At 73.2% G+C, this 20,174-nt stretch carries 19 protein-coding genes; 12 read left to right on the forward strand and 7 right to left on the reverse strand.

Features of this window, described 5'->3' with window-relative positions; all coding sequences use genetic code 11:
• Positions 1–123 precede the first annotated feature (123 nt).
• Both PSEJ31_RS0105280 and PSEJ31_RS0105290 read right to left on the reverse strand, forming a co-directional pair.
• Positions 124–1,626 carry an aldehyde dehydrogenase gene (locus tag PSEJ31_RS0105280; protein ID WP_028914862.1) on the reverse strand — a complete coding sequence of 501 codons (1,503 nt, stop codon included), beginning with the start codon at positions 1,624–1,626 and terminating at the stop codon, positions 124–126.
• Positions 1,627–1,976: 350 nt separating this feature from the next.
• The gene (locus tag PSEJ31_RS0105290; protein WP_019397864.1) at positions 1,977–2,525 is read right to left on the reverse strand and encodes a cupin domain-containing protein; all 549 of its coding nucleotides are present in this window, start codon (positions 2,523–2,525) and stop codon (positions 1,977–1,979) included.
• Between the two features lie 234 nt (positions 2,526–2,759).
• Here PSEJ31_RS0105290 and PSEJ31_RS0105295 point away from each other — a divergent pair, with 234 nt between their 5' ends.
• The 6 genes from PSEJ31_RS0105295 (at position 2,760) to PSEJ31_RS17340 (ending at position 9,596) form a co-directional block, all read left to right on the forward strand.
• Positions 2,760–4,055: an aspartate aminotransferase family protein gene (locus tag PSEJ31_RS0105295; RefSeq protein WP_125109082.1), complete on the forward strand. Its 1,296-nt coding sequence runs from the start codon at positions 2,760–2,762 to the stop codon at positions 4,053–4,055.
• A gap of 33 nt (positions 4,056–4,088) precedes the next feature.
• A complete protein-coding gene (gene ald, locus PSEJ31_RS0105300) occupies positions 4,089–5,207 on the forward strand; it encodes an alanine dehydrogenase (protein WP_028914865.1) in 1,119 nt (372 codons plus the stop codon).
• A 31-nt stretch (positions 5,208–5,238) separates the two neighbouring features.
• Entirely contained in the window at positions 5,239–6,729 is a 1,491-nt protein-coding gene (locus PSEJ31_RS0105305; protein ID WP_028914866.1) for a CoA-acylating methylmalonate-semialdehyde dehydrogenase, read from the forward strand.
• A gap of 184 nt (positions 6,730–6,913) precedes the next feature.
• Positions 6,914–8,158, forward strand: coding sequence for a DUF445 family protein (locus PSEJ31_RS0105310; RefSeq protein ID WP_037034507.1), 1,245 nt, complete (start codon positions 6,914–6,916; stop codon positions 8,156–8,158).
• Between the two features lie 191 nt (positions 8,159–8,349).
• The gene (locus PSEJ31_RS0105315; RefSeq protein ID WP_019397859.1) at positions 8,350–8,721 is read left to right on the forward strand and encodes a response regulator; all 372 of its coding nucleotides are present in this window, start codon (positions 8,350–8,352) and stop codon (positions 8,719–8,721) included.
• A 29-nt stretch (positions 8,722–8,750) separates the two neighbouring features.
• Positions 8,751–9,596 carry a chemotaxis protein CheX gene (locus PSEJ31_RS17340; RefSeq protein ID WP_028914868.1) on the forward strand — a complete coding sequence of 282 codons (846 nt, stop codon included), beginning with the start codon at positions 8,751–8,753 and terminating at the stop codon, positions 9,594–9,596.
• A gap of 57 nt (positions 9,597–9,653) precedes the next feature.
• Here PSEJ31_RS17340 and rlmKL read toward each other — a convergent pair whose 3' ends face one another.
• From rlmKL to PSEJ31_RS0105340, 4 genes are all read right to left on the reverse strand, one after another.
• Complete coding sequence (rlmKL, locus tag PSEJ31_RS0105325) at positions 9,654–11,879, reverse strand: bifunctional 23S rRNA (guanine(2069)-N(7))-methyltransferase RlmK/23S rRNA (guanine(2445)-N(2))-methyltransferase RlmL (protein ID WP_028914869.1); 2,226 nt, start codon at positions 11,877–11,879, stop codon at positions 9,654–9,656.
• Positions 11,880–11,997: 118 nt separating this feature from the next.
• Complete coding sequence (locus PSEJ31_RS0105330; protein WP_028914870.1) at positions 11,998–13,608, reverse strand: ATP-binding cassette domain-containing protein; 1,611 nt, start codon at positions 13,606–13,608, stop codon at positions 11,998–12,000.
• Between the two features lie 194 nt (positions 13,609–13,802).
• The gene (locus PSEJ31_RS0105335; protein WP_019399480.1) at positions 13,803–14,333 is read right to left on the reverse strand and encodes an alpha/beta hydrolase; all 531 of its coding nucleotides are present in this window, start codon (positions 14,331–14,333) and stop codon (positions 13,803–13,805) included.
• The gene (locus PSEJ31_RS0105340; RefSeq protein ID WP_037034510.1) at positions 14,330–14,848 is read right to left on the reverse strand and encodes an MOSC domain-containing protein; all 519 of its coding nucleotides are present in this window, start codon (positions 14,846–14,848) and stop codon (positions 14,330–14,332) included. The genes PSEJ31_RS0105335 and PSEJ31_RS0105340 overlap by 4 nt, the downstream gene beginning before the upstream one ends.
• Positions 14,849–14,872: 24 nt before the next feature.
• On the opposite strand from PSEJ31_RS0105340, the gene PSEJ31_RS0105345 reads away from it, so the two are divergent.
• The 3 genes from PSEJ31_RS0105345 (at position 14,873) to PSEJ31_RS0105355 (ending at position 16,991) form a co-directional block, all read left to right on the forward strand.
• The gene (locus tag PSEJ31_RS0105345) at positions 14,873–15,457 is read left to right on the forward strand and encodes an N-acetylmuramoyl-L-alanine amidase (protein ID WP_028914871.1); all 585 of its coding nucleotides are present in this window, start codon (positions 14,873–14,875) and stop codon (positions 15,455–15,457) included.
• A gap of 75 nt (positions 15,458–15,532) precedes the next feature.
• Positions 15,533–16,444 (forward strand): acyl-CoA thioesterase II, encoded by a 912-nt coding sequence (gene tesB, locus PSEJ31_RS0105350; protein WP_037034513.1) that lies wholly within the window; start codon positions 15,533–15,535, stop codon positions 16,442–16,444.
• Positions 16,445–16,448: 4 nt separating this feature from the next.
• Positions 16,449–16,991 carry a hypothetical protein gene (locus PSEJ31_RS0105355; protein WP_019399476.1) on the forward strand — a complete coding sequence of 181 codons (543 nt, stop codon included), beginning with the start codon at positions 16,449–16,451 and terminating at the stop codon, positions 16,989–16,991.
• Between the two features lie 14 nt (positions 16,992–17,005).
• On the opposite strand, the gene PSEJ31_RS0105360 is transcribed toward PSEJ31_RS0105355, so the two are convergent.
• The gene (locus PSEJ31_RS0105360) at positions 17,006–17,578 is read right to left on the reverse strand and encodes an EF-hand domain-containing protein (RefSeq protein ID WP_019399475.1); all 573 of its coding nucleotides are present in this window, start codon (positions 17,576–17,578) and stop codon (positions 17,006–17,008) included.
• A 137-nt stretch (positions 17,579–17,715) separates the two neighbouring features.
• Between PSEJ31_RS0105360 and PSEJ31_RS0105365 the strand changes: the two genes are divergently transcribed.
• From PSEJ31_RS0105365 to PSEJ31_RS0105375, 3 genes are read left to right on the forward strand one after another with little or no spacing between them, the layout of a single operon-like run.
• Positions 17,716–18,492 carry an arginyltransferase gene (locus PSEJ31_RS0105365; RefSeq protein ID WP_232210976.1) on the forward strand — a complete coding sequence of 259 codons (777 nt, stop codon included), beginning with the start codon at positions 17,716–17,718 and terminating at the stop codon, positions 18,490–18,492.
• Positions 18,493–18,520: 28 nt separating this feature from the next.
• The gene (locus tag PSEJ31_RS0105370; protein ID WP_019399473.1) at positions 18,521–19,735 is read left to right on the forward strand and encodes an endonuclease/exonuclease/phosphatase family protein; all 1,215 of its coding nucleotides are present in this window, start codon (positions 18,521–18,523) and stop codon (positions 19,733–19,735) included.
• 46 nt (positions 19,736–19,781) lie between these two features.
• On the forward strand, positions 19,782–20,171 hold the full coding sequence (locus PSEJ31_RS0105375; RefSeq protein ID WP_051403657.1) for a roadblock/LC7 domain-containing protein: 390 nt from the start codon (positions 19,782–19,784) through the stop codon (positions 20,169–20,171).
• The last annotated feature ends 3 nt before the right edge of the window (positions 20,172–20,174 follow it).

Here is a 20,174-nt window from a genome sequence, read left to right on the forward strand (position 1 = left end):
TACCCGGTGCATCGGCAGGACCGTCGCCACCAGCAGCACGATGGCCACGGCGAACGCGGCCGGCACGCAGCAATGGCACGCAGGCGTGCCGCGCGCTGCCTCCGCGGGCGGTGGCACCGCGGCTCAATCCGCCAGGTTGATCCAGGTGGCCTTGATCTCGGTGTACTTGTCGAAGGCGTGCAGCGACTTGTCGCGGCCATTGCCGGACTGCTTGTAGCCGCCGAAGGGCGCGGTCATGTCACCGCCGTCCCAGTAGTTGACCCAGACGCTGCCGGCGCGCAGGCCGCGGGCGACGCGGTGGGCGCGGGCGAGGTTGGCGGTCCACACGCCGGCAGCCAGGCCGTATTCGGTGTCGTTGGCGATCTCCAGTGCCTGGGCCTCGTCGTCGAACGGGATCACCGCCAGCACCGGGCCGAAGATCTCCTCGCGGGAGATGGTGTGCTCCGGGCGCACCTCGTCGAACACGGTCGGCTCGACATAGCAGCCACCTTCCACTGGGGCGATGCGCTTGCCCCCCAGGGCCAGCTTCGCGCCCTCGGCCTGGCCCCTGGCGATGTAGTCCAGCACGCGCCTGGTCTGGGTCTCGTCGACCAGGGCGCCCATCGGCGCGCCCGGCTCCAGCGGGTGGCGCGGCTGCATCTTGCGGCCGGCCTCGACCACGCGGGCGACGAACTCGTCCTTGATGCTGCGCTCCACCAGCAGGCGCGAGGCCGCGGTGCAGACCTCGCCCTGGTTGTAGAAGATGCCCACCGCCGCGGCCTCGGCCGCCTTGTCCAGGTCGGGGGCATCGGCAAACACGATGTTCGGGCTCTTGCCGCCGCACTCCATGTACGCGCGCTTCATGTTGGACAGGCCGGCGCACTGCAGCAGGCGCTTGCCCACCGCGGTGGAACCGGTGAACACCAGCCCGTCCACGTCCATGTGCAGGGCCAGGGCCTCGCCCGCTTCCTGGCCGTAGCCGGGCAGGACGTTGAACACGCCTTCGGGGATGCCGGCCTCGGCCACCAGCTCGGCCAGGCGCAGCGCGCTCAACGGCGACTTCTCCGAGGGCTTGAGCACCACCGAGTTGCCCATGGCCAGCGCCGGGGCCAGCTTCCAGGCCGCCATCAGCAGCGGGAAGTTCCACGGCACGATCGCGGCGACCACGCCCAGCGGTTCGCGGGTGACCAGGCCCAGTTCGTCCTCGCCGGTGGGCGCGACCTCGCCGTAGACCTTGTCCAGCGCCTCGGCGGTCCAGCCGAAGCAGCGGATGGTGGCGGCCAGGTCGACGTTGCGCGCGTCGTCGATCGGCTTGCCCATGTCCAGGGTTTCCAGCAGGGCCAGCTCGTCGGCGTGCTGCTCGATCAGCGCGGTCAGCCTCTGCAGTACCTTCTTGCGCTTGACCGGCTTGGCCCGCGACCAGTGCCCGGCCTCGAAGCTGCGCCGCGCCGCGCGCACCGCGCGCTCGACGTCGGCCTGGCCGCAGCGCGCCACCTGGCCCAGCACGCGGCCGTCGATCGGACTGGTGCAGGCGAAGGTACGGCCGTCGGCCGCATCGACGTACTGGCCGTCGATGAAGGCGCGGGTGCGCAGTTGCAGCCCGTCGGCCATGGCCTGCCAGTCGGCGCGGGTACGTGGGGTGGACATGGATCGCCTCCGGATTCTCTAAAGGGAATGACCGGCGGGCCGGTCAGAGTGCTTCGATATGTGCCGGCCTGGGCGGCGGCCGGAACCACCACAGCCCGACCAGCCACGCAGGCAGGCCGACCCAGGCCGGCAGGCGCTTGCGGATCGCGGGCGCCGCCAGTGCCCCGGTGGAAGGCACGCCGCTGGCGCGGGCCGGCGCAGCGCGGCCCGGGATGGCGGACGCCGCCAGCAGCACGGACCGCGGCTTGCGGTGGCGGGGCTGCGCGCCGCTCCACGCGCGCGGCAGGCGCGCGCCGGCTCCAGCGGGGTGCCGGCGGTGCGTTCGGCCTGCTCGCGGTCCATGCTGCGCCTCAGAACGTCGCCGGCGTGTTGGCGCTGACGATCACCGCCTCGCCCTCGCCCACGTTGCGGAAACGGTGCGGGATCCGGCTCTCGAAGTAGTACGCGTCGCCGGGCCCGAGCACGCGCACCTGGCTGCCGACGGTCACCTCGACCTGGCCGGAGACGATGACGCCGCCCTCCTCGCCCTCGTGCACCAGCATGGCCTCGCCGGTGTCGCTGCCCGGCGGCATCACCTCGCGCAGGATGCACATCTGCCGCTGCGGCCGGCGCTGGCCCACCAGGAAATAGTGGATGTCGTTGTTGCCCACGTCCGGCAGTTCGGCCGCCGCGTAGAACGGCTGCTCCGGCTCGCCGGGATCCAGGTCCTGGGTGAAGAAGTCGGCCAGAGAGATCGGGATGCCGTCCAGCACCTTCTTCAGCGAGCTGACCGAGGGACTGACCTTGTTCTGCTCGATCAGCGAGATCGTGCTGTTGGTGACGCCCACGCGACGGGCCAGCTCGCGCTGGCTGAGGCCGCGGGCCGTGCGTACCCGCTGCAGGCGTGCGCCGATGTCCATCCGCGTAGGTCTGCTCCGCTGCCGGACGCGCCGGCGTGTTGCCGGATACTTTACATGGCACCCCGCCACGGTCAATTTTTTTGGCTTAGACTCGCCCCAGCGTTGAATTTATCGAACGGCCCCCGCCCAGGCGGGTGCCGGCCCCGCCCTCCCGAACGGAGCCTGCGCATGAGTCGTGACGACGCCTTCCCCGCTCCCGGAGCGACCGCACCGGGACTGACCGCCCCGGCGTCGATGGACGCCTTCTGGATGCCGTTCACCGCCAACCGCCAGTTCAGGCGCAGCCCGCGCCTGCTGGCCGCGGCCGAGGGCATGTACTACCGCGACGTCGAGGGCCGCCCGATCCTGGACGGCACCGCCGGGCTGTGGTGCTGCAACGCCGGCCATGCGCGCCCGCGCATCGTCCAGGCGATCGCGCGCCAGGCCGCGACCATGGACTTCGCCCCGCACTTCCAGATGGGCTCGCCGCTGCCGTTCGAGCTGGCCGGGCGGCTGAAGGAACTGGCGCCGCGGCCGCTGGACCATGTGTTCTTCACCAACTCCGGCTCCGAGTCGGTGGATACCGCGCTGAAGATCGCCATCGCCTGGCACCGCGCCCGCGGCGAGGGCCAGCGCACGAAGCTGATCGGCCGCGAGAAGGCCTACCACGGCGTCGGCTTCGGCGGCATCTCGGTCGGCGGCCTGCCCAACAACCGCAAGTGGTTCGGCCCCGGCCTGCCAGGGGTGGACCATATGCGCCACACCCTGGACATCGCCCGCAATGCGTTCTCGCGTGGCCTGCCGCCGCACGGCGTGGAGCTGGCCGAGGACCTGGAGCGGCTGGTGCAGCTGCACGACCCGTCCACCATCGCCGCGGTGATCGTGGAGCCGGTCTCCGGCTCGGCCGGGGTGATCCTGCCGCCGCCGGGCTACCTGCAGCGCCTGCGCGAGATCTGCGACAAGTACGGCATCCTGCTGGTCTTCGACGAGGTGATCACCGGCTTCGGCCGCGTCGGCGCGCCGTTCGCGGCGCAGCGCTTCGGGGTCACCCCGGACATGATGACCGTGGCCAAGGGCCTGACCTCCGGCTGCGTGCCGATGGGCGCGGTGTTCGTGTCCGATCGCGTGCATGAGGCCTTCATGCAGGGCCCGGAAGGGGCGATCGACCTGTTCCATGGCTACACCTACAGCGGCCATCCGCTGGCCTGCGCCGCGGCCCTGGCCACGCTCGATACCTATGCCGAGGAAGGCCTGCTCACCCGCGCGCTGGAACTGGAGGACTACTGGGCCGACGGCCTGCATGCGCTGCGCGGCAGCAGCCCGCACATCATCGACATCCGCAACTACGGCCTGATCGGCGCGATCGAGCTGGCGCCGCAGGACGGTGCACCCGGCGCGCGCGGCTACCAGGTGCTGGAACAGGCCTTCCGCAAGGGCCTGCTGGTCCGCACCACCGGCGACACCATCGCCTTGTCGCCACCGCTGATCGTGGAACGACGGCACATCGACGACATGTTCTCGATGCTGGGCGAGGTGCTGGCGACGCTGTGACGCCGGCAAGGCTTCCGCAACGGAGAACCGCCCATGCTCGTCGGCGTCCCCACCGAAACCAAGGTCCATGAATACCGCGTCGGCCTCACCCCGGCCGGCGCGCGCGAACTGTCCGCCCGCGGCCACCAGGTGCTGGTGCAGCGTGGCGCCGGGCTGGGCGCAGGCCTGGCCGACGAGGCCTACGAGGCCGCCGGCGCGCAGCTGGTGGACGGCGCCGCCGAGGTCTACGCCCGCGCCGAGCTGGTGGTGAAGGTCAAGGAGCCGCAGCCGGACGAGTGCGCGATGCTGCGCCCCGGCCAGGTGCTGTTCGCCTACCTGCACCTGGCCCCCGACCGTGCCCAGGCCGAGGCATTGCTGGCCTCCGGCGCGACCGCCATCGCCTACGAGACCGTGACCGACGCCGGCGGCGGGCTTCCGCTGCTGGCGCCGATGAGCGAGGTCGCCGGGCGCATGGCCATCCAGGCCGGCGCGCATGCGCTGGAAAAGGCGCAGGGCGGCTCCGGCGTGCTGCTGGGCGGCGTGCCCGGCGTGGCCCCGGCCGAGGTGTTGGTGCTCGGCGGCGGCACGGTCGGGCTCAACGCCGCGCGCATGGCCATGGGCCTGGGCGCGCGGGTGACCGTCGTGGACCGTTCGCTGGAGCGGCTGCGCCAGATCGACGAACTGTACGGCGACCGCATCGCCACGCTTTATTCCACCCGCGATTCGATCGACGACCGCCTGCCGCGCAGCGACCTGGTGGTCGGCGCGGTGCTGGTGCCCGGCGCCGCCGCGCCGCGGCTGGTCACCCGCGCACAGCTGGCGCTGATGCGCCCGGGCTCGGTGCTGGTGGACGTGGCCATCGACCAGGGCGGCTGTTTCGAGACCAGCCGCCCGACCACCCACGACGCACCGACCTACGAGGTCGACGGGATCATCCACTACTGCGTGGCCAACATGCCCGGCGCGGTGGCGCGCACCTCGACCTTCGCGCTCACCAACGCCACCCTGCCGCGGGTGCTGGAGCTGGCCGAAAAGGGCCTGGTGCAGGCCCTGGCCGACGACGTGCACCTGCGCAACGGGCTGAACGTGCATGCCGGGTGCATCACCCACCGCGCGGTGGCCGACGCGCTTTCGCTTCCCCATACCCAGGCCACCGAGGCACTGGCCCCCTGAGGCCGCGCCGGCCACATCCGAAGGAGCTGCCATGACCCGACAGCTGCACCACTACATCGGCGGCCAGGCCCGGCCCGGCACCGGCGGCCGCCACGGCGACGTGTTCGACCCGGCCACCGGCCAGGTGGCCGCGCAGGTGCCGCTGGCCTCCGGCGCCGAGGTGCGCGCGGCGGTGGATGCGGCCCAGGCCGCGTTCCCGGCGTGGGCGGCCACGCCGCCGCTGCAACGGGCGCGGGTGATGTTCCGGCTGCGGGCGCTGCTCGAGCGCGATGCCGACGTGCTGGCGCGGCTGATCACCGCCGAGCACGGCAAGACCCTGTCCGATGCACGCGGCGAGGTCACCCGCGGCATGGAGGTGGTGGAGTTTTCCTCCGGCATCCCGCACCTGCTCAAGGGCGAGTACTCGGCCGCGGTGGGCCGCGACGTGGACAGCTGGAGCGAGCGCATGCCGCTGGGCGTGGTCGCCGGCATCACCCCGTTCAACTTCCCGGCCATGGTCCCGCTGTGGATGGCGCCGGTGGCGCTGGCCTGCGGCAACAGCTTCGTGCTCAAGCCTTCGGAGAAGGTGCCCTCGGCGGCCCTGCACCTGGCCGGCCTGTTCGCCGAGGCGGGGCTGCCGGAGGGCGTGTTCAACGTGGTCAACGGCGACCGCGGCGCGGTCGAGGCGCTGCTGGACGAGCCGCGGGTGCAGGCCCTGTCCTTCGTCGGCTCCACCCCGGTGGCCGCGGCGCTGTACGCGCGCGGCAGCGAGCGCGGCAAGCGCGTGCAGGCCCTGGGCGGGGCCAAGAACCACGCCGTGGTGCTGCCGGACGCGGACGTGGCGCTGGCGGCCGACGCCCTGCTGGGCGCGGCCTACGGCTCGGCCGGCGAGCGCTGCATGGCGATCTCGGTGGCGGTGTGCGTGGGCGACCAGGTCGCCGATGCCCTGGTCGCGGCGCTGGCCGAACGCGTGCGCAACCTGCGCATCGGCCCGGGCATCGAGGATCCGGACATGGGCCCGCTGGTCGACGCCGCGCACCGCGCGCGGGTGCGCGCTGCGATCGACGCCGGCGTGGCCGACGGCGCCACCCTGGTGGTCGATGGTCGCCGCCATCCCTGCGCTTCCGGTCCCGGGTTCTTCCTGGGCGGCAGCCTGTTCGACCATGTGCAGCCAGGCATGCGCCTGTGGCGCGAGGAAATCTTCGGCCCGGTGCTGTGCGTGGTGCGCGTGCCCGACTTCGAGGCCGCGCTGGCACTGGTCGACAGCCACGAGTATGGCAACGGCACCGCGGTGTTCACCCGCAGCGGCGGCGCCGCGCGCGAGTATGCGCGGCGGGTGCAGGCGGGCATGGTCGGGATCAACGTGCCGATCCCGGTACCGATGGCGTTCCACTGCTTCGGCGGCTGGAAGCGCTCGCTGTTCGGCCCGCTGCACATGCACGGCCCCGATGGCGTGCGCTTCTTCACCCGCCTGCGCACCATCACCGCGCGCTGGCCCGAAGGTGCATCCGGCGCCGAGTTCGTGATGCCGACGATGCGCTAGCACGTCTTCCGCCTCACGGCGGGCGGCTTGCGTGCGCCACGGATGCAGCCTCCGGCCTTGTCCGGGCTACACCCCGGTGCCGCTACACTGCCTTGCCATGTGCCACCGCGCCGGGCGCGGCGGGAGGCATGCCCACGGGAACCGCATGAGCACACAGGATCCACGCCCCGCGCAGCTGCGCCGCATGAAGGCCATCGCCCTGGCGATGCTGCTGGCGATGGTCGCCGGCTTCGCCACCAGCCACGTGATGGGCAACCAGGGCGCGTGGGCCTGGGTTTCGGCGTTCTGCGAGGCGGCCACGGTCGGCGCGCTGGCCGACTGGTTCGCGGTGGTGGCCCTGTTCCGCCGCCCGCTGGGCCTGCCGATCCCGCATACCGCCATCGTCCCGCGCAGCAAGGCGCGCATTGCCGACAGCCTGGCCGCGTTCGTGCGCGACCACTTCCTCGAGCCGCAGACCCTGCTGGCGCGGCTGGAGGTGTTCGATCCGGCCGAGCGCCTGGGCCAGTGGCTGTCGCGCCCGGAGCAGTCGCGCAAGCTGGCCGGCATGGCCCGCGGCTGGGCGCTGCAGGCGCTGGACCTGCTGGACGAGCGCGCGGTGCGCGAGCGCATCCGCGAGTTCGTGATCGCGCGCCTGCACGCCTGGGACGCCTCGGCCACCGCCGGCGACGTGCTCGGCCTGCTGACCGCCGACGGCCGCCACCAGGAGGTGCTGGACGAGGCCCTGCGCCGGCTTGGCCGCTACCTGGACAGCGAGGACATCAAGCAGCGCGCCTCCGCCATGCTGGTCAGGCACGCCCGCCGCGAGTGGCCGCGGCTGGTGGGCACGGTGGACTGGGTCAAGCCGGTGGAAGGCATCGCCGACCGCATGGCCGAGCGCATCGCCCGCGCCCTGCTGGACGAGCTCAACGAGATCCTGGTGCAGCCGGAGCATCCGCTGCGCCGCGACTACGAGCAGTGGCTGCAGGGCTACGTGCAGCGCCTGCGCGGGGACCCGGCGCTGGCGCAGCGGGTGGAGCAGATCAAGCAGCAGCTGATCGCCCATCCCAGCGTGCAGGAATACGTCAGCGGGCTGTGGGACCAGGTCCACGCCGCGCTGCGCCAGGACCTGGAGCACGAGGACGGGGTGCTGGCCTCGCACCTGGACAGTTCGCTGGCCGGGCTGGGCGCGGCGCTGGGCCGCGATCCGGAACTGCGCGAGGCGATCAACCAGCATGTGATGGGCGGGGCCGAGAAGCTGGCGCTGCGCCTGCGCGGCGGCGTCACCGACTACATCGCCCAGACGGTCAAGGGCTGGGACGAGCGCCACCTGGTGCGCGAGCTGGAACTGGGCGTGGGCCGCGACCTGCAGTACATCCGCTACAACGGCACCCTGGTCGGCGGGCTGATCGGCCTGCTGCTGCACGCGGCCATCGTCCTGCTGGAGGGCTGAGCGCCGGAGCGATGCCCGGCCGCCCGGCCGCCCCCTCCCCGTCCGCATCCTCGACGAGTTCCGGCGGCAACGCCGCGCAGGTCACGGCAGCCCTCCCACCGCGGTCACGAACCGACCCCTCAAGTATCCGGCACGCCGGCCGATAGGCCGATCGGGGCCCCATGCGGCCCATCAACGGGGGAAAAAATCTGATGACGACCGCACGACCGACCGTGCTGCTTTGCGACGACTCGCGCGCCCTGCGCATGCTGGCCGCCAGCCAGCTGGAGGAGGCCGGGTTCCAGGTCGTGGGCGAGGCCGGCAATGGCAACGAAGCGCTGGCGCAGTACCGCACCCTGAAGCCGGACCTGGTGCTGCTGGACCTGGTGATGCCCGAATGCGACGGCCGCCAGGCGCTGGCCGCCATCCTCGCCGAGGACCCGCAGGCCAGGGTGGTGATCCTCAGCTCGCTGGGAGCCCAGGCCGACATCGAGCAGTGCCTGCGCAACGGCGCCCGCTCCTACCTGCAGAAGCCGATCGACCCGGAAGTCATGGAGCGCGTGCTCCGTGAAGTCCTGGCCTGAGCGGCCGGCCCACACCACCGGAGCACCACATGGCAGTCAAGTTCCTGGGCCAGTTCCTGCTGGAACGCGGCCTGATCACGCCGCAGCAGCTGCTGGCGGCCACCGAGGCGCAGCGCGCCTCCAATCCCCTGCTGGGCGAACTGGCCGTGCGCCAGGGCCTGCTGACCGAGGCGCAGGCGCGCCGCATCAACGAGCGCCAGCGCGCCGAGGACCGGCGCTTCGGCGACATCGCCATCGAGCTGGGCCTGCTCGACGCGCGGGAGGTCGAGGCGCTGCTGTCGGCGCAGAAGGCCGGGCGCAAGCTGTTCGGCCAGGTCCTGGTCGAACAGGGCGTGCTCGACGCCGAGACCCTGGAGCAGGCGCTGGCCGAACACCACGCCGAGCAGCAGGCCGGCAACGAGGAGCTGGCCGGCGCCCTGGCCGGCCACCGCCTGGGCGCGCTGGCCCAGGAGGCGACCGAACTGTGCGTGCGCCTGTTCCCGCGCATGCTCGGCACCCAGTGCCAGCCGGTCGGCCTGGTCGACGACGCCCTGCCCACCGCGACCTGGCCGTACACCGCGCACGTGCGCATCAGCGGCGAGCGCAGCCTGCGCGTGGGCCTGTCCTGCGACCGCGCCACCCTGCAGGCACTGGCCTGCGCCTTCCTGCGCATGCCCAGCGAACAGTGCGACAGCGAGCTGGCGGTGGACGCGCTGGGCGAGATCGTCAACGTGCTGATGGGCTACGTGGTGCGCAACACCCTGCCCGACGACGCCGACTACCGCGCCACGCCGCCGGACTTCAGCCGCACCGCCGCGTCGCTGGTGGACGAGGGCGCGCTTGCGCTGCAGCTCAACAGCCCGCTGGGGCAGTTGCTGCTGCTGGTCGGCGACTGAGCCGCGCGCACGCTGGCGCCAATGGCGGCCCGGGAGCGATCCCGGGCCGCTTCCGCATCAGGCGTGGGTCAGGCGCCAGGCGCGGTGGATGCGCCGGTTGCGCTCGAAGTCCGCCGGGATGGTCGAGGCGCTGATCTCCTCGCATTCGGCGAACTGCGCCACCGCCTCCGCGTCCAGGCGGAAGCGGCGGAAGTTGTTGGAGAAGTACAGCACCCCGCCCTGCGCCAGCCGCGCCGTCGCCGCTCGCAGCAGGCGCACGTGCTCGCGCTGCACGTCGAAGTCCTCGGCGCGCGCGGAATTGGAGAAGGTCGGCGGGTCGCAGAAGATCACGTCGTACCAGCCGCGGTCGGCCTCCAGCCAGGACAGCGCGTCGCCCTGCACCAGGCGGTGCGCGGTGCCGCCGAGGCCATTGAGCGCCAGGTTGTCCGCGCACCACTGCAGGTAGGTGGCCGACAGGTCCACGCTGGTCGTCTGCGCCGCGCCGGCCACCGCGGCCTGCACGCTGGCCACGCCGGTGTAGCAGAACAGGTTGAGGAAGCGCCTGCCCTTGGCCTCCTTGGCCATGCGCCGGCGCAGCGGGCGGTGGTCGAGGAACAGGCCGGTGTCCAGGTATTCGAACAGGTTCACCCACAGCCGCGCGCCGTTCTCGCGCACCACGAAGCGCTCGCCGTGCTGCTGGAAACGGCCATACTTGGAACCGCCCTTGCCGCGCTCGCGGGTCTTCAGCGCCACCCGCTCCGGGGGCACGTCGAAGCTGGCGCGCGCGGCGGCCAGCAGCTCGCCGCGGCGGCGGCGCACGTCGGCCTCGGGGATCTCCTTCGGCGGTGCGTATTCCTGCACGTGCAGGAAGGTGCGTTCGTCGCCGCCGTCCTCGGCGTAGACGTCGATCGCGGCGGCGTACTCGGGGATGTCGGCGTCGTAGGCGCGGAAGCAGGTCACGCCCTCGCCGTTGCGCCAGCCCTTGAGCTTGCGCAGGTTGCGCTGGATGCGGTTGGCGACCATCCGTGCGCCCTCGGACAGCTCGCGCGGCGCGGCATCGCGCGGCGCCACCTGCACCGGGTCGCACACGACCAGCGCGCATTCCAGCGCGCCGTTGAACAGCTGGTACTTCTTCGCCGCGCGCAGGCCGGTGGCATGCGCCAGCTCGGCATCGCCGCACAGCAGGCTGGCGCGCCATTGCGGCACCGCCCGCTGCAGGGCCTGGCCCAGGCGCCGGTACAGCGCGCCGTCGGCGGCCAGGCGGCGGTCGTAGGGCGGATTGCATGCGACCAGGCCGCGTTCGGCGGCCTGCGGCGGCAGCGCATCGATGTCGCCCACCTGCAAGTCGATCGCCGCCGCCACGCCGGCGCGGGCGGCATTGGCGCGCGCGGCCTCGATCGCGCGCGGGTCCAGGTCGCTGCCATGGAACACCGGGCGCAGCGCCGCCAGGCCGGCTTGCGCGCGCTCGCGCGCCTCGGCCACCAGCGCGTTCCATTGCGCAAGGTCGAAGCCGCGCCAGCGCGAGGGTGGCGGCACTGCGTCGCCGGCACCATCCGGCATGGCGGCCTTTCCGCGCGCGGCGGCCCAGCGATCATCGGCCACCCCCGCCTCATCCACCTCCGGCACGGCCTGCACGCGGCCCAGGCCAGGGGCGACGTCGGCGGCCATCAACGCGCCCTCGATGAGCAGCGTGCCGCTGCCGCACATCGGATCCAGCAGTGCACCGCCCTCGGCGTACAGCCGCGGCCAGCCGCCGCGCAGCAACACCGCCGCGGCCAGGTTCTCCTTCAGCGGCGCCTCGTGCTGCGCGCTGCGCCAGCCACGCCGGTGCAGGGCGCCGCCGCCCAGGTCCACCGACAGGGTGGCCTTGCCCTTGCGCAGCGACAGGTTCAGGCGCAGGTCCGGCGCGTCCACGTCCACCGACGGGCGCTCCAGCCCCCGGGCGCGGAACACGTCGACCACCGCGTCCTTGACCCGCTGCGCGGCAAAGCGCGCATGGGTGATGGCTCCGCCCGACACGTGGGCATCGACCGCCAGGGTCTGGCCCTCGGCCAGGTGCTCGGTCCACGGCAGCGCGGCCGCGCCGGCGTACAGCGCCTGCTCGTCCGGGCAGTCGAACGTGGCCAGCGGCCACAGCACGCGGCTGGCCAGGCGCGACCACAGCACGGCGCGCTGCGCATCGGCCAGGCTGCCCTCGGCATTGGCACCGGCGACCGCGGCGGTGGCGCGGCTGGCGCCCAGCGCGACCAGTTCGTCGGCAAGCAGGTATTCCAGGCCCTTGGCGCAGGAAACGAAGAACTTCATCGGGAAGCGGACTCGCGGTCAGGGCCGCCCGGCCGCGGGGGCGGCGACGGGCATCGGCATGGGATGCGAATGGTCGGGCATCGGGCGCGGCGGCGCCAGCCCGACGGCCCCGCGCGGCTCACCATGGCCTGGCCTCCCAGGCGCCGGCACCGGCTTCCAGCCGCGTGTCCAGGCCCAGGCGGCCGAGGAAATCCTCGTCGTGGGAGACCACCGCCAGCGCGCCCGGATACTCGCGCAGCACCTGCTCCAGCGCCTCCTTCGATGCCAGGTCGAGGTGGTTGTCCGGCTCGTCGAGCAGGAGCAGCTGCGGCGGGTGGGCGGCGTAAAGCACGCAGGCCAGCGCCGCCTTGAGGCGCTCGCCGCCGCTGAGTGCCGCCGCCGGCGTGGCGATGCGCGCGGCATCCAGGCCGAGCAGCGCCAGGCGCGTGCGCAGGACGCCCTCGCCCACGCCCGGCGCCGCCTGGCGCAGTGCCTGCAGCGCGGTGGCACGGGCCGGCAATGCGGCCAGGTCCTGGTCCAGCAGGGCGACGCTGCCGTGCACGCGGCACTGGCCCTGCGCCGGCGCCACCTTGCCGGCCAGGATCCGCAACAGGGTCGACTTGCCGCTGCCGTTGTCGCCGACGACGCCGATCCGCTGCGTGCCCAGGATCACCAGGGACAGCGGCGCCATGCCGGGCGGGTATGGCGGCAGCACCGCGTCCAGCACCGCGACCCGCCGCTGCGCCGCGGCCGCCGGCAGCGGGGCGGACATCGCCACTGGCGCCGCGTCCGTGATCCTGGCCGCGGCCTCGCGCACGCGCTGGTCGGCCTGCGCCGCCAGCTGCCCGCGCACCAGCGCGCGGCGCGCGGCCGAGCGCTCGCTGCGCTGCTGCTGGCGGTCGAGCAGGATCGCCGCCTGGTTGGCCTCGCTGCGCCGGCGTTCGCCGCGCGCCTGCCGCCGCTGCTCGCGCTCCAGCTGCAGCGCGGCCTCGCGCCGCTGGCGCGCGCGTGCGGCCCGCGCGTGCTCCAGCTCGCGCCGGGCGGCATCGTCCGCGAGCTTCCGCTGCTCCAGGTACTCGGCGAAGCCACCGCCATGGCTGCGCAGGCCAGTGGGGACCAGTTCGACCACCCGCGCCATCTCCCGCAGCAGGGCGCGGTCGTGGCTGACCACCAGCAGGCCGCGCGGCCATTGCCGCAGCTGTTGCAGCAGGCGCAGGCGCGCGCCACGGTCGAGGTGGTTGCCGGGCTCGTCGAGGACCAGGAAATCGGCGTCGGACAGCCATGCGCCGGCCAGGGCCACGCGCATCGCCTCGCCCCCGCTCAGCCGCGTGGCGGGGGTGTCCGGGTCGAGGCCTTGCAGCCCCTGGGCATGCAGCGCCGCCTCGAGCCTGGCGCGCAGGTCCCAGCGCTCGCCGACCAGCGCGAAATCCTCCGGATCACTGCTGCCGGCCTCGATCCGGCGCAATGCCGCCAGCGGTTCATGCACGCCGGCCAGGCCGGCAACGGTGGCGCCCGGCGCCGGGCTGGCCTGCTGCGGCAGGAAGTGCACGCGCCCGCTGCGCAGGCAACGTCCGCGGGTCGGCGCGATGGTGCCGGCGAGGATTCCGGCCAGCACGCTCTTGCCCACGCCGTTGCGTCCGACCAGCGCGGTGGGGCGCGCATCGAACCGCTCATGCAGGTCTTCGAACAGGATCCGGCCGTCGGCCAGCTGATGGCTGACGCCTTCCAGCGCCAGGAATGGATGCGACATATGCGCTCCGGATTGATGCCATGGACCTCCGGCCGGCCACGCGGGCGGCGGAGACTCGGGCCGTCGGTGACGGCGGCATCAGTGGCGCATCGGACGCATCCTCCAGCAGGGTCTGCAGGCCGCGCATGCTAGCGCGGCGCGGGCGCGTCGCGCTGAACCGGACACGACCCGCGATCCGTGCGGGACCAGCGGGCCTAGAGGGTTTCCAGCAGTTCGGCGAAGGCGCGCGCGGTGGTTTCCACGTGCGCCGAAAGGCGGTGGCTGTCGTCCAGCAGCAGCAGCCGCGCCGAACGCGCGCGCGCCCACTCGACGACACCCATCGCCGGGATGATCTCGTCGTGCCAGGCATGCACCACCGACAGCGGCACCGGCGCGGCATCGAGCCGCGGCATCGGCCCCATCTCCAGCGGCGGCACCATCAGGAACAGCGCGCGGGTCGGCACCTGCAGCGAGGCGAGCGCGGAGATGTAGGCGCCCAGGCTGGAACCGCCCAGCACCACCGGCCCGCCGCGCTCGACCGCGCGGGTCGCCAGTTCCACCAGGCGTTGCAGGCGCGCGGGTACGTCGCCGACACGGCTGATGTCGCTGCGTGCGTCCAGGTCGGTGTAGTCAGGGCGCTCGGTGGTGAAGCCCAGGGTCTCGGCCGCGGCGGCCAGGGCGGTGACCTTGGTCGCGTCCGGACCGCTTTCGAAGCCGTGCGAGAGGATGCAGTGGCCGCGGCTCATGCACCCTCCTCCGCCAGCGGCACGACCGCGTCGCCCACGCGCAGGGTGCCGCCGGAGACGATCCGCGCGCACAGGCCGCCATGGCCGCGCATGGCATTGAATCCGCCCGGGCCCAGCGCGTCCTCCATGCGCGAGCACGGATCGCAGGGCACGGTGCCTTCCAGCACCACCTCGCCGATGCGGAAGCGGCGGCCCTTGAGCGCCACCAGCGGGATCCCGGAAACCATCAGGTTGCGGCGCAGGGTCGCCGGGGCGACCGCGTCATGCCCGGCAAGGGCCGCGATCACCGGCAGGTGCTCGGCCTGGAGCAGGGTCACGTCGCGCTTGCCGCTGCCGCCCTTGTAGCGGTCGCCGGCCAGGCCGGCGCCGACCGCGGCCTCGGCGCTTTCCACCTCGCGCATGGCCACGCCGCGTGCCGGGCGCAGGCCGATCCATTCGACCCGGCCGGGGCGCGGCAGGGTCGACATCAGTTGCCCCAGCGGGCTGTCCGCGGGAGGTCGGGAGAGGGCAGGCATGCGCGAATGCTAGCATCCCGCCCCATGCCGACCCTGCCCCCGCCGATCGTGATCGACCAGCCCCTGCCCTACGTGGAGCGGCTCGCCAGACGCGATCTGTCGGGGGTGGACCTGGTGGTGGTCCACTGCACCGAACTGCCCGACCTGGCCACCGCGCGCGAGTATGGCGAGCGCGTGCTCTACCCCAGTGGCACCGGCAACAGCGGGCATTACTACGTCGACCGCGACGGCACGGTGCTGCGCTACGTGCCCGAGGACCGTACCGCACACCACGTGCGCGGCTGGAACGAGCGCGCGGTCGGGATCGAGCTGGTCAACCGGGGGCGCTGGCCGCACTGGCTGGACTCGCGCCACCAGGCCATGGACGAGCCCTACACCGAACCGCAGCTGGAGGCGCTGGTCGCGCTGCTGCGGCGGCTGGCGCAAACCCTGCCGGCGCTGCGCTACATCGCCGGGCACGAGGACCTGGACCGCGAGCGGGTGCCGGCCAGCGACGATCCCTCGCTGCAGGTGCCGCGCAAGCGCGACCCGGGCCCGCGCTTTCCCTGGGAGCGGGTACTGGCCGCGGTGCCGCTGCAGCGCCTGCCCGATCCGCTGCCGCCGGCCTGAGCGCGGGCCGCGCCCACCGGGGCGTGCGCGCCTGGCCGGTATAATCGCCCGTTCCTTCCCGAGCTGGCCCGCCCCGTGTCCGCCGTCCTTGGTCCCGTGGTATCCGAACTGATCGACCTGCTTGCCCTGGAACGGCTGGAGGACAACCTCTTCCGCGGGCAGAGCCGCGACATCGGCACCCGCTACGTGTTCGGCGGGCAGGTCCTGGGCCAGGCCCTGGCCGCTGCCCAGGCCACGATCGACAACGGCCGCCAGGTGCACTCGCTGCACGCCTACTTCCTGCGCGCCGGCGACATCGACCACCCGATCGTGTACGACGTGGACCGCACCCGCGACGGCGGCAGCTTCTCCGTGCGCCGGGTCACCGCGATCCAGCACGGCAAGGTGATCTTCTTCTGCGCCGCGTCGTTCCAGGACGGCGAGAGCGGCGCCGAGCACCAGCTGAAGATGCCGGAGGTGCCGCAGCCGGAGGACATCGCCCCGGCCGAGCCGGTGCCGGCCGACGTGATGGCCACCCTGCCGACCAAGGTCCAGCGCTGGCTGTCGCGCGGCGGGCCGTTCGAGTTCCGCCACGTGTACCCGCGCGACGAGCTCAACCCGCCCAAGCGCCCGCCCTACCAGCAGGTCTGGTTCCGCCTGCGCGAGAACGTCGGCGACATCCCGGCCGAGCTGCACCAGGCGCTGCTGGCCTACGCCTCCGATTTCCACCTGCTGGGCACGGCCACCTTCCCGCACGGGATCAGCTACTACACGCCCAACGTGCAGATGGCCTCGCTGGACCACGCGCTGTGGTTCCACCGCCCGTTCCGCGCCGACGAATGGCTGCTGTATTCGCTGGACAGCCCCAGTTCGCAGTCCTCGCGTGGCCTGGCACGCGGGCAGATCTTCGACCGCCAGGGCCGCCTGGTGGCCAGCACCGCCCAGGAAGGCCTGATCCGGGTGGTGTCCGACGGCAAGGCCGCACGCGCCGTGCCGGCGCCGGAGTAGACCCATGCGCCAGATCTTCACAAGCCAGCGGCTGGAAACCGTCGAAGGCGTGGCCAGGCTGCTGGAGGAAGCCGGCATCCCGGTGCACATCAGCCAGCCGCGCTCCTACCACAGCCGCCGCAGCGGCCAGTTCAGCTACGCCGAACCGGTGGCGCCGAACAAGCAGCCGGCGGTGTGGGTGCGCATCCCCGAGGACCAGCCGCGCGCGCGCGAACTGCTGCGCCAGCACGGACTGCTGGCCACCACCCGCACCTATGCGGACCTGCCACCGAGCGCGTTCGCGCCGCTGGAACTGGCCGGTGACAAGCCGGCGGGCAACCGCTGGGCCTGGCGCCTGCGCATCGGACTGCTGGCGGTGATCGCCGCGGCGGCGGTGTTCATCTGGCTGCGCCGCCCGGCGCCGGCGCCCGTGCCGGCCGCGCCCGCGCCGGTGGAAGCAGCCGCGCAGATGCAGGACGGCGGGGAAGAGGAGATCCGCATCCGCATCTCCCCCGCCCCGCCGGCCACCGACGGCTCCGCGGAGCCGTCGCCGCAGGCGCCGCGCTAGGCCCCTGTTACTTCTTACTTCGCCGCAGGCTGCGGTGCCGGGGCACCGGCCGCGCGCGCACCGCGCCTGGCCTTGGCCGCGTCCAGCTCGGCCTGGCTCAGCTTGCCGTCGCCGTCGGTATCCACGGCCTTGAACCAGGCCTCGCGGCGCTGCTTGGCCCAGGCCTCGCGGTCGGCCTGGTCGATGAAGCCGTCCTTGTTGGCGTCCATGCGCTCGAACCGCGCGGTCGCCGCGGCCAGGGCCTCGGCCTTGCTGATGCGGCCGTCCTTGTCGGCATCCACGTCCGGGCCGGCGAAACCGAAGCCAAAGCCGCCGTGGCCGCCGCGGCCCCCGTGGCGGCCGTGCTTCATGCGCGGCAGCTCGTCGCGCTGCAGCTTGCCGTCCTTGTTGCGGTCCAGCTGGTCGAAGCGCCCGGCCAGGCGCGGATGCGCCGCGGCCTCGCTGCGATCGATCACGCCGTCCTTGTTGGCGTCCAGCGCCGCGCGCGGCTTGCCCGTGGCGGCAGGCGCCGCGGTTTCCTGGGCCAGGGCGGCACCGGCGGTGATGGCCAGCAGCGTGGCTGCGATCAGGTAAGGGGTCTTGTTCACGTGTTTGTCTCCAGTCGTGCGTGACGTGATGGCCACGACGGGGAAAACGCCGCTGCCCGGCCCCCGTTGACCCCGCGGGCGGACCCGTTCAGCCACCAGCCGGGCTGGAGCGCCGGCCCGGCGCGGATGGCGGCGCTATGCTGGGCGCATCCACCGACCGCATCGCCATGGGCCACGACACCTCCCCCGCCGATGACCTGCGCCTGTACCAGACCGGCAGCCATCCCTGTGGCTACTGGCCCGAGCGCGAGGCCCGCGACCTGGTGCTGGACCCGCGCGACCCGCGCCTGGGGCTGGTCTATCCGCAGGCGCTGGAATGGGGCTTCCGCCGCTCGGGCGACATCGTCTACCGCCCCTCCTGCGCCGCCTGCCGCGCCTGCGTGGCGGTGCGCATCCCGGTGCAGCGGTTCCAGCCGGACCGCAGCCAGCGCCGCTGCCTGCGCCGCAATGCCGACATCAGCGCGCGGATCGTGCCGGCGCGCCGCACCGACGAGCACTTCGACCTCTACCACCGCTACCTGCTGGCGCGGCACCGCGACGGCGGCATGGACGACCACGGCACCGCCGAGTTCGACCAGTTCCTGGTCGGCGCCTGGTCGGACACCCGCTTCCTGGAGCTGCGCGAACCGCCGGCGCCGGGCAGCAGCGGACCCGGCCGGCTGCTGGCGGTGGCGGTGACCGACCGCGCCCCGCACGGGCTGTCGGCGGTCTACACCTTCTACGAGCCGGAGGAGGCCGCGCGCGGCCTGGGCACGCTGGCGATCCTGCGCCAGCTGGAATGGGCGCGGCGCGAGGGCCTGGCCCACCTGTACCTGGGCTACTGGATCGACGGCCACGCCAAGATGGACTACAAGCGCCGCTTCCGCCCGCTGGAGGCGTTCGACGGGCGCGGCTGGCGGGAATTCCCGTACTGATGCGCATGCGCCGTGCGAGAATCCGCGCATGCGCACCCTGTTCCCGATCCTTCCGCTGCTGGCGATGCTGAGCGCCTGCGCCTCGTCCACGCCCGCCCCCGGCAACGACGCCACGCTGCGCGTGGCCACCTACAACGTCTCCCTCTATGACGACGAAGCCGGCGGCGTGATCGCGCGGCTGCAGGCGGGCGACGCCGGCGCGCGCAAGGTCGCCGCGGTGCTGCAGCAGGTGCGCCCGGACCTGGTGCTGATCAACGAGTTCGACTACGACGCCGACGGCCGCGCCGCGGACCTGTTCCAGCGCGCCTACCTGGAGCAGGCCCAGCCCGGCGGCGGCGAGCCGCTGCATTACCCCTACCGCTACCTGGCGCCGGTCAACACCGGCGTGCCCAGCGGCCTGGACCTGGACCGCGACGGCACGATCGGCGGCGAGGGACGGCAGCGCGGCAACGACGCCTGGGGCTTCGGCCTGCACCCGGGGCAGTACGGCATGCTGGTGCTGTCGCGCCATCCGATCGACGCCGGCAACGCGCGCACCTTCCAGCTGCTGCGCTGGAGCGCGATGCCCGATGCCCGTCGCCCGATCGACCCGGCCAGCGGCCAGCCGTGGCACGAAGACGCGGTGTGGACGCAGCTGCGGCTGTCGTCCAAGTCGCACTGGGACCTGCCGGTGCACACCCCGCAGGGCACCGTGCACTTCCTGGTCTCGCACCCGACCCCGCCGGTGTTCGACGGCCCGGAGGACCGCAACGGCGCGCGCAATGCCGACGAGATCCGGCTGTGGCAGCACTACATCTCCGGCGGCGACCTGTCCTGGCTGTGCGACGACGCCGGCCGCTGCGGCGGCCTGCCCGCGGGCGAGCGCTTCGTCATCGCCGGCGACCTCAACAACGACCCGGTCGACGGCGACGGCCACCACGACGCCATCCTCGGCCTGCTCGGGCACCCGCGCGTGCTGCGCATGGACCCGCCCGCCTCGGCCGGCGGCGCGGAGAAGGCGCGCGCCTATGCCGCGGCCGGGCTGCTCCGGCGCGGCGCGCCGGAGCACGTCACCGGCGACTTCGGCCCGCGCTCGGGCGCGATGCGGCTGGACTACGTGATCCCGTCCACCGGCTTCCAGGTGCGCGGCAGCGGGGTGTTCTGGCCGGCCTCGCACGAGCCGGCGGCGGCCATTGCCGACGGCAGCGACCACCACCTGGTCTGGGTCGACCTGACCGTTGGTCGGACAACCGCCGGCGATTGATCCTGATCAAAACGGGAGGTCGGGGGCGCGTGCTGGAATCCGCGCCATGAACGCCATCCCTCTCCAGCACAACCCGCGCGCCGCGCAGATCCGGCAGACCCTGGAAGACCTCACCAGCTCCAGTGCCGACATCGAGGCCTCCGCGCTCATTTCCATCGACGGCCTGCTGATCGACGCGGCCATGCCGCAGAGCATGGACGAGGACCGCATCGGCGCCATGTCCGCGGCCCTGCTGTCGCTGGGCGAGCGCACCGCGCGCGAACTCGGCCGCGGCCGCCTGGAGCGGGTCCTGGTCCAGGGCGAGGACGGCTACGTGATCATGACCGCCGCCGGCGAGGAGGCGGTGCTGACCGTGCTCACCCGCGCCGAGGTCAAGCTCGGCCTGGCGTTCCTGGACATCAAGCGGGCCGCCCAGGCCCTCGGCCGCATCGTCTGAGGG

The sequence above is a fragment of the Pseudoxanthomonas sp. J31 genome (assembly GCF_000510725.1).
GTDB lineage: Bacteria > Pseudomonadota > Gammaproteobacteria > Xanthomonadales > Xanthomonadaceae > Pseudoxanthomonas.